This window comes from Caballeronia udeis, assembly GCF_001544555.2.
GTDB lineage: Bacteria > Pseudomonadota > Gammaproteobacteria > Burkholderiales > Burkholderiaceae > Caballeronia > Caballeronia udeis.
In genome coordinates, this window is the sequence record NZ_FCOK02000104.1 from 20,586 (window position 1) to 28,339 (window position 7,754).

A 7,754-nucleotide genomic window follows, 5' to 3' on the forward strand; every position below is an offset into this window, starting at 1 on the left:
CGTCGGGCCGGTCACCGTGCCCCAGGACGCTTTGCAACCCGCTGCACTCCTTTCGCACCACTTTTACCACCGTCCATTTCTTAATGCATCGAACCTTCGTCAAGTGGCTATTCGCGACCTACCTGCTTGGCAGCGGTACTGTGTGGTCGATCCTGATTCTGCCTCTGTTTCCGTTCGTAGGCCGCCGCGGCCGTTATTGGCTCGCCAAGCAATGGTGCCGGGGGATGGTCAGGATGATGCGCGTGATCACCGGCGTATCGTGTTCGGTAGAAGGGCTGGAGAACCTGCCCAATGAACCGTTCATCATGCTGTGCCGGCATGAGTCGACATGGGAAACGCTCGCGTTCATGGCGCTGTTTCCGCGCCGCATCAGCTTCGTATTCAAGAGCGACCTCAAGCGCATCCCGTTCTTCGGCTGGGTGCTGAAAGGACTGGATATGGTAAGCCTGGATCGCGGTTCGCCGCGTCAGGCGCATCAGGCCGTCACGCGCGAATGCGCGGAAAAGCTCGCGCTGGGCGATGTGGTGGTGATCTTTCCGGAAGGCACGCGGGTGGCGCACGATGCCCCGCTCAAGCTGGCTTCGGGCGGCGTAAGGCTTGCGTGTTCCACGCAGGTGCCCGCGGTGCCGGTTGTGCATAACGCCGGTAAATACTGGCCGGCAAAAGGCTGGCCCGATCAGCCCGGGCATATCCGCGTGATCGTGCTCGCGCCGTTGCCGGCCGATTGTGTGGTGCCGCAGGAGTTGAACCGGCTGGCGCAGGAGCGGATGGAAAAGGAGCTGGCGCGGATCGCCTGAGCTTGAGCCTGAGCGGCATGGAACACGCATGCAGCACGCAGCAACACGTGCTAAATAGCGGCAGTGCGTTGAGTCAGAACGGGCGGCGGCGCTTCGCGGCGCACAGCCGGTCCACCGCCGACAACAGCGCTTCCATCTCGACGGGCTTCTGTAAATAGCCGTCGTAGTGAACGAAAGCCGGCGGGTGCGGGTGCCCCGAGATCATCAAGAAAGGGATATGCGCGAAGGCCGAGTTGGTCTTCATCGTCTGGCACAAGAGCGCGCCGCCGAGCCCCGGCATCATCCAGTCCGACACCACGATATCCACGCTGTGCTCGCCCAGTAATGCAAGCGCGCCGTTGCCGTCGAATGCGGACAGCACCTTGCAGTCCGCAGACTGCATGCACAGGGTCCAGACTTCGAGGGTGGCGGGGTCGTCGTCGACGAGCAATACGGTTTTCATCTTGCTGGCGGCTTTGATGGGCGTCCCGGTGATGGAAGAGTTGCGGAGTCAGACAGCGCAAAGCGAACTTTGGTTGCACGCGAATTCTGTTGCGCTTGCTTACAGAACGGTCGTTTGCAACCCTCGTGCGCTGCTCGTGAGGTCCGCGTTTAGCGTGCTTTACGCGACTATCTCGCACTCATATGAACTGCTGCCTTGAGCGGGCTTCGCCCACTTATATAGCTTTTATCGCACGTATGCTAATGGGGTTTTGCCGATCCCGCATTTGTGGTAACAAGTGCCTGTAGCAAGGCTCTCCACAAGCTATTTCATACCGATACGAACCGCTTCACGCTGCCTTCCCGCCTCACGGATTGCATCGACCAGGCTGTCCAGCGCAGGCGAGCGAACGCGGTCATGCCGCAGTATCAGGCCAATGGGTTCATCGGCGCCGGCAAAGGGCATCGGCAAGCGCGCCAGCAGCTTCAACGCGATGTCATGTTCCACCACGCTGGACGGCACGAACCATACCGCGTCGTTGTGCAATGCAAGAGCGCGCCCGAGCGACACCGACAAGGTTTCAATCAGTGAACTCAGCGCCTGCGCCCCGAACGCCGTCAGCACGCTTTCGGCGGACTGGCGGATCAGCGTCCCGAACGGCGGCACGACCACCGGAAAGCGGGCAAGCACCGACGCCGTGATATTGCTTTCATGCACGAGCGGATGATCGTCGCGCACCACGACCGTCAACGGCTCACGGTACAACTGCTCGAAGGTCATCCCCGGCATGCCCTCGGGTTCGGAAAGACGACCGATGACCAGGTCGGCATCGGCGGATTTCAGGCGTTCGAGCAACTGCGAGTTCGAGCCGGTCCATACGCGCACCGACACATCCGGCCAGTGCGCCCGAAACGCGGCAAGCGTCGGCGGCAGCAACGCGGGCGCAACCGTCGGCAGGACACCTAGCGCGACCGTGCCGGGCATCTCGACGCCATGCCGGGACAACTCATCCACCCCTTCACGCAAAGCCCCCACGCAGGCTGCAGCGTGCGGCGCGAATAGTCTGCCCTCGCGCGTCGGCGCGGCGCCCCGGCGGCCCCGTTCGAACAGCCGGACATCCAGGATGGATTCCAGCTCGCCAATAGTCTTCGATACCGCCGGTTGGGTAATCGACAGGCTGTCGGCGGCGCGCTGCACGCTGCCGAACTGCGTCACCGCCAGGAAACACTGCAGGTGCCGGAACTTGATCCGGCCGCTGGTCAGGTTGGCGAGCGGCGTGACGGGCTTAGTGGGCCTGGCTGGCTTGGCTGGCTTCGCACTCGGCTCATTCAGCTTGCTCGGCGGCTCAGCCGGGTCAGACGAGATGGGTTTTTTAGCCATGACGATCAGTTATGTCTGAATGCATAAAACGTCATTTTCCATAACTTCATCGCTTCGATAAAGTGTTGATTCACATTTTAAAAGTCGGAGACAGAAAAGTGACTACCCCCTCCCTCATCCTGACGCCGCGCGACTGGGACTCCCATCCGCCCTATTGCCATCCGGGCTACAAGTCGTCCGTGCTGCGCAGCCCGTCGCGTCCGTTGATCCCGCTGAAAGAGAACCTGAAGGACCGCCGCGTGCCGGTGTATGGGGCGGACGATCTCGGCAAGCTCGATCATGACCTCACGCGCAACGCCGCAAAGAACGGCGAGCCGCTGGGCGAACGCATTATCGTGACGGGCCGCGTGCTCGACGAAAGCGGCCGGCCGGTGCGCAATACGCTGGTCGAGATCTGGCAGGCGAACGCGGCCGGGCGTTATGTCCATAAAGCCGACCAGCACGCGGCGCCGCTCGACCCGAATTTCCTCGGCGCCGGCCGTTGCCTGACTGACAACGAAGGGCGGTATCGGTTCCTCACGATCAAGCCGGGCGCGTATCCGTGGGGTAATCATTCGAACGCGTGGCGTCCCAATCACATTCACTTCTCGCTGTTCGGCGACTACTTCGGCTCGCGTCTTGTCACGCAGATGTATTTCCCCGGCGACCCGCTGCTCGAACTCGACCCGATCTTCCAGGGCACGCCGGAACACGCGCGCAACCGGTTGATCTCGCGCTTTTCCATCGATACGACCGAGGAAGGGTATGCGCTCGGTTATGAGTTCGACATCGTGCTGCGCGGCGCGAACCAGACCCCGACGGAGGCTTGAACATGACAACCTGCAAACAAACGCCGTCGCAAACGGTCGGACCGTACTTCGCTTATGGCCTGTGTCCCGAGCAATACAACTTCGACCTGAAGAGCTTGTTCACGCCGTCGATCGCGGACCGGGAATCGGCGGGGCAGCACATCAGCATCGTGGGGCAGGTATTCGACGGCGAAGAGAAAGTGATCGGCGACGCCGTGATCGAAATGGCGCAGGCCGACTCCACCGGCCGCTATGTGAACACGCTGGCGGAGACGCGCGAGTCGGGTTTTCGCGGTTTCGCCCGCGTGGGCACGGGGACCGATCCCGAGTTGCGCTTCGTTGTTGACACGGTCAAACCGGGCAGCACGGCAGATGATTCGGCGCCGCATATTGATGTGATCGTGTTGATGCGCGGCATGTTGCTGCACGCGTATACGCGCATCTATTTCGATGACGAAACCGGAAGCAATGCACGCGACGGCGTCCTTGCGCTGGTTCCGGCGGAGCGGCGCGGCACGTTGATCGCCAGGCGTGAAGCGGGCACGTCGAATACGATCTATCGATTCGACATTCATTTGCAAGGACCGAAGGAAACGGTTTTCTTCGATCTCTGAGCGGTCGAGGGCAGTCGGGCAGAGCGTCTGGCGCGATGGTTTATGATGTCGGACGCTCGAACCTGCCTGTGATTCCCCTATGAAAGACGCTCAGTCCGCCAGTCCGTTGTATCTCAAACTTTTCGCCGAAACCGCGCAGATCGAATGGTCTGAACTGCAGCGCTTTTTCGCGCGCGGCGTGTTGCTGAAAGTGGCACGCGATATCGATCTGGTGAGTGTCGCCGAAGCCGTCGCCAATGACGACACGAAGCAGGTCACCGCGTGGTTGTCGGCCGGGTTGCTTGAGCGCGTGGAGCCCGCAACGGCGGAGGATCTTGCTGCGCGCAATCCCGAACTCTGGGCTGTGGTGGTGTCGCCGTGGGTGTGTGTGCAGGAGCGTGGCTGAGGGCTTGCTGAAACACCCTCACCTTCCCGCCAGCTTCCGCCACAGCGTGGTCTTGCTGATACCGAGCGCCCGCGCGACCTTCTCGCGGTTACCGTCGAACGAATCCAGCATCGCGCGAATCTCGTCAACCTCCACCTTGCGGCTGCGCTGCTTCAGCGTTTCCTCGCCCGAAGCGGCATCGTCTTCTTCAAGCTCCGGCGCGATCGACCTCAATAGCTCGGGCGTTACTCGCATCCCCGGTATCTCGTCCAGTTCCACCGCAATCCGTTCAATCACGTTCTGCAACTCGCGTACGTTCCCTGGCCACCGGTAAGCGGCCAGTAACGGCAACACCGGCTCAAGCAGACCACGCGCGGCTTCCATCGACCCGGCCCGCCCCGTCTGCCACAGCAACTGCACAGCCAGCCCGGCAATATCCGATGACCGCTCACGCAGCGGCGGCAAAGCAAGATTCAGGATGTTCAGCCGATAATAAAGGTCCGCCCGAAACTGCCCCGCCTGCACGCGCTCACTCAACCCGCGATGCGTCGCCGCCACCACACGCACGTCGACTTGCAGCGGTTCCGTAGACCCTAAACGCACGACTTCACGCTCCTGCAGCACACGCAATAAACGGCTCTGCAAAGGCATCGGCATCTCGCCGATTTCATCGAGAAAAAGCGTGCCTCGATGCGCCGATTCAATCAGCCCCGCCTTCCCTCCGCGCCGCGCGCCGGTGAACGCACCTTCCTCGTAGCCGAACAATTCGCTTTCCAGCAGCGTCTCCGGAAACGCGCCGCAATTGAGCGCGACGAACGCGAACTCGCGCCGCGCGCTCGCGGTATGGATGCCCTGCGCCACCAGTTCCTTGCCGGTGCCGCTTTCGCCCCGTATGAGCACGGTGGCGTCCGAGCGAGCGTATCGCCGCGCGCGCTGTCGCACTTGATCTATCGCTTCGCTCGTCCCGCTCAAATCCTCAATCCGATACCGCGCGACCAGTTGCGGCGCACGTTGCCGGGCGCGCACGGAACGGTCCATGCGCTGCAACGCCACGGACTCCTGAAAGGTGATGATGGAACCGGACGCCGCCGATGTCGACGCGTCGCCCCATGCACTCCGATGCACCATATAACTCGCCCCGCGTACCGTCTCGAGCGCTTCGCCCGGCTCCTTCGGCACCGCGCTAGCCACTTCCGGCGCGAGATCGTGCAGCCGCTTGCCCACCGCCTGCGAGGGCGCGAGCCGCAGCATGTCGGCCATCTTGCCGCTCAATGCTTCTATGCGGCCATCGGCGGTCAGCGCGACGACGCCGTCGCGCAAATGCTGCAGCACCTGATCCAGGCGTCGACGACGCTGCGTTTCCCCCAGCGTGGCGCGTGCGACTTCGAGCGCGGTTTCGAAGGCTCCCTGAACTGACGCGCGCGAGTATAAAAACACCGACTTCATGCCTGCCTTCTCGGCCAGTTCCGTCACGAGCCCGGGGCCGACGATAGCCAGCACACCCCGGTCGCGCAGATCGAGCACGCAGGCCTCCGCGTCTTCCGCCGACAAATAGGAAGCGCATTCCACCGCCGCACCAAACGCCCGGAAAAACCGCTTGAGCTCGGACGGGGTCTCGCCGTGCATCACGAGCCCGACCGAGTCGCTCTCACGACGCGCCCGTGCCAACGCATGCATCACGTCGAAGCCGGTGGGATTCACCAGCACGACCGGCACGCTGATCCGCGCCTTCAGGTAACTGCCGTTCGATCCCGCCGATACCACCACGTCCGGACGTGCATCGCCCGCATGCTCGATCTCCTTCACCGCGTCCTCGTACCCCAGCGGGACGATGCGCAGATCGGCAATGCCGTCGTAGTCCGCCGCGATGTCGCGATACAGGTCGCGCAACTTGCTGATACCGACTGCCCAGATACGTGGAGGGGGATTCATGACTCATGGCCGAAACGGGGGATTGCAAAGTTTAAACCCATTTTTGCAATCTGCGATTTCATTTTTGAAACCTACGGGTGTTCTGGGGAAGATCTAATCTCTTAAAAATCAAAACCTTGGAATCTGGCAGGCAACTTGCGCTGTACGAGCGGGTCAACGGAGACACATCTATGAGTTCAACTGCAACACTGAGTGCCGGTGCGAAATTTCGCGCCGCGGTCGCGGCTGAAAAGCCTCTTCAGCTTGTCGGCACGATCAATGCGAATCACGCGCTGCTCGCCAAACATGCGGGCTTCAAGGCGATCTACCTGTCGGGCGGCGGCGTGTCCGCAGGCTCGCTGGGCCTGCCGGATCTCGGCATTTCGACCCTCGACGACGTCCTGACTGACGTTCGCCGCATCACCGATGTCTGCGATCTGCCGCTGATGGTCGATGTCGACACGGGCTTCGGTCCAAGCGCCTTCAACATTGCGCGTACGGTGAAGTCGCTGATCAAGGCCGGTGCGGGTGCAATGCATATCGAAGATCAGGTGGGCGCCAAGCGCTGTGGTCATCGGCCCGGCAAGGCGATCGTCTCGCAGCAGGAAATGGCGGACCGCGTGAAGGCCGCGGTCGACGCGCGTACCGACGAGAACTTTGTCGTGATGGCGCGTACCGACGCGCTGGCGGTGGAAGGTCTGGAAGCGGCGATTGAACGGGCGCGCGCCTGCGTCGAGGCCGGCGCCGACATGATTTTCCCGGAAGCCATGACGGACCTGAAGATGTACAAGCAATTCGTCGATGCCGTGAAGGTGCCGGTCCTCGCGAACATTACGGAGTTCGGATCGACGCCGCTTTTCACGGTTGATGAACTGCGCGGCGTGGATGTATCGATCGTTCTGTATCCGCTCTCCGCATTCCGCGCGATGAACAAGGCCGCGGAGAACGTGTACCGGGCGATCCGCACCGACGGCACGCAAAGCAACGTGCTCGACACCATGCAAACGCGCGAGGAACTGTACGCGAGCATTGGTTATCACGAGTTCGAAGACAAGCTCGACGCCCTGTTCAATCAGGCGAAGTAACGCGTCAACCCTATCCGGAGACAGAATCAAATGAGCGATACGTTAGAGAAAGAAGCACCCGCCACCGGCGGCTTCAAACCGAAGAAATCGGTCGCGCTGTCGGGCGTGACGGCGGGTAATACCGCGCTGTGCACCGTCGGCAAGACGGGCAATGACTTGCACTATCGTGGCTACGACATCCTCGATATCGCGGGGACCTCCGAGTTCGAGGAGATCGCGTACCTGCTCGTGCACGGCAAGTTGCCCACCGTCGCTGAACTCAAGACCTACAAGGCCAAGCTCAAGGGTCTGCGTGGCCTTCCCGCGAACCTGAAAGCCGCGCTCGAATGGATTCCCGCATCCGCTCACCCGATGGATGTAATGCGCACCGGCGTCTCCGTGCTCGGCACTGTGT

The 7,754-nt window shown here is 61.8% G+C and carries 9 protein-coding genes; 6 read left to right on the top strand and 3 right to left on the bottom strand.

Annotation, left to right across the window (positions count from 1 at the left end):
• Positions 1-83 precede the first annotated feature (83 nt).
• Complete coding sequence (locus tag AWB69_RS40940) at positions 84-797, top strand: lysophospholipid acyltransferase family protein (protein ID WP_062092468.1); 714 nt, start codon at positions 84-86, stop codon at positions 795-797.
• Positions 798-870: 73 nt separating this feature from the next.
• Here the strand turns inward: AWB69_RS40940 and AWB69_RS40945 are convergent, their stop codons facing one another.
• Together AWB69_RS40945 and pcaQ are read right to left on the bottom strand one after the other, a co-directional pair.
• Positions 871-1,239 carry a response regulator gene (locus AWB69_RS40945; RefSeq protein WP_063978020.1) on the bottom strand — a complete coding sequence of 123 codons (369 nt, stop codon included), beginning with the start codon at positions 1,237-1,239 and terminating at the stop codon, positions 871-873.
• 303 nt (positions 1,240-1,542) lie between these two features.
• Complete coding sequence (gene pcaQ / locus AWB69_RS40950; protein WP_082913815.1) at positions 1,543-2,598, bottom strand: pca operon transcription factor PcaQ; 1,056 nt, start codon at positions 2,596-2,598, stop codon at positions 1,543-1,545.
• Positions 2,599-2,696: 98 nt separating this feature from the next.
• Between pcaQ and pcaH the strand changes: the two genes are divergently transcribed.
• From pcaH to AWB69_RS40965, 3 genes are all read left to right on the top strand, one after another.
• Positions 2,697-3,407 carry a protocatechuate 3,4-dioxygenase subunit beta gene (gene pcaH / locus AWB69_RS40955; RefSeq protein ID WP_062092470.1) on the top strand — a complete coding sequence of 237 codons (711 nt, stop codon included), beginning with the start codon at positions 2,697-2,699 and terminating at the stop codon, positions 3,405-3,407.
• 2 nt (positions 3,408-3,409) lie between these two features.
• Positions 3,410-4,000, top strand: a complete 591-nt coding sequence (gene pcaG / locus AWB69_RS40960; RefSeq protein ID WP_062092471.1) for a protocatechuate 3,4-dioxygenase subunit alpha — start codon at positions 3,410-3,412, stop codon at positions 3,998-4,000.
• A 79-nt stretch (positions 4,001-4,079) separates the two neighbouring features.
• A complete protein-coding gene (locus AWB69_RS40965) occupies positions 4,080-4,385 on the top strand; it encodes a DUF2288 domain-containing protein (protein ID WP_062092472.1) in 306 nt (101 codons plus the stop codon).
• 18 nt (positions 4,386-4,403) lie between these two features.
• Here the strand turns inward: AWB69_RS40965 and prpR are convergent, their stop codons facing one another.
• Entirely contained in the window at positions 4,404-6,296 is a 1,893-nt protein-coding gene (gene prpR, locus AWB69_RS40970) for a propionate catabolism operon regulatory protein PrpR (protein ID WP_062092473.1), read from the bottom strand.
• 170 nt (positions 6,297-6,466) lie between these two features.
• Here prpR and prpB point away from each other — a divergent pair, with 170 nt between their 5' ends.
• Together prpB and AWB69_RS40980 are read left to right on the top strand one after the other, a co-directional pair.
• Positions 6,467-7,360, top strand: coding sequence for a methylisocitrate lyase (gene prpB, locus AWB69_RS40975; protein WP_062092474.1), 894 nt, complete (start codon positions 6,467-6,469; stop codon positions 7,358-7,360).
• Positions 7,361-7,390: 30 nt separating this feature from the next.
• A partial coding sequence (locus tag AWB69_RS40980) for a citrate/2-methylcitrate synthase (protein WP_331712716.1) occupies positions 7,391-7,754 on the top strand: 364 nt, incomplete at its 3' end.

Bases quoted from the DNA above. Each gene is read 5' to 3' on its own strand.
- prpB (WP_062092474.1), top strand. From the start codon at position 6,467: ATGAGTTCAACTGCAACACTGAGTGCCGGTGCGAAATTTCGCGCCGCG.
- prpR (WP_062092473.1), bottom strand. From the start codon at position 6,296: ATGAATCCCCCTCCACGTATCTGGGCAGTCGGTATCAGCAAGTTGCGC.
- AWB69_RS40940 (WP_062092468.1), top strand. From the start codon at position 84: ATGCATCGAACCTTCGTCAAGTGGCTATTCGCGACCTACCTGCTTGGC.
- AWB69_RS40965 (WP_062092472.1), top strand. From the start codon at position 4,080: ATGAAAGACGCTCAGTCCGCCAGTCCGTTGTATCTCAAACTTTTCGCC.
- pcaQ (WP_082913815.1), bottom strand. From the start codon at position 2,598: ATGGCTAAAAAACCCATCTCGTCTGACCCGGCTGAGCCGCCGAGCAAG.
- AWB69_RS40945 (WP_063978020.1), bottom strand. From the start codon at position 1,239: ATGAAAACCGTATTGCTCGTCGACGACGACCCCGCCACCCTCGAAGTC.
- pcaG (WP_062092471.1), top strand. From the start codon at position 3,410: ATGACAACCTGCAAACAAACGCCGTCGCAAACGGTCGGACCGTACTTC.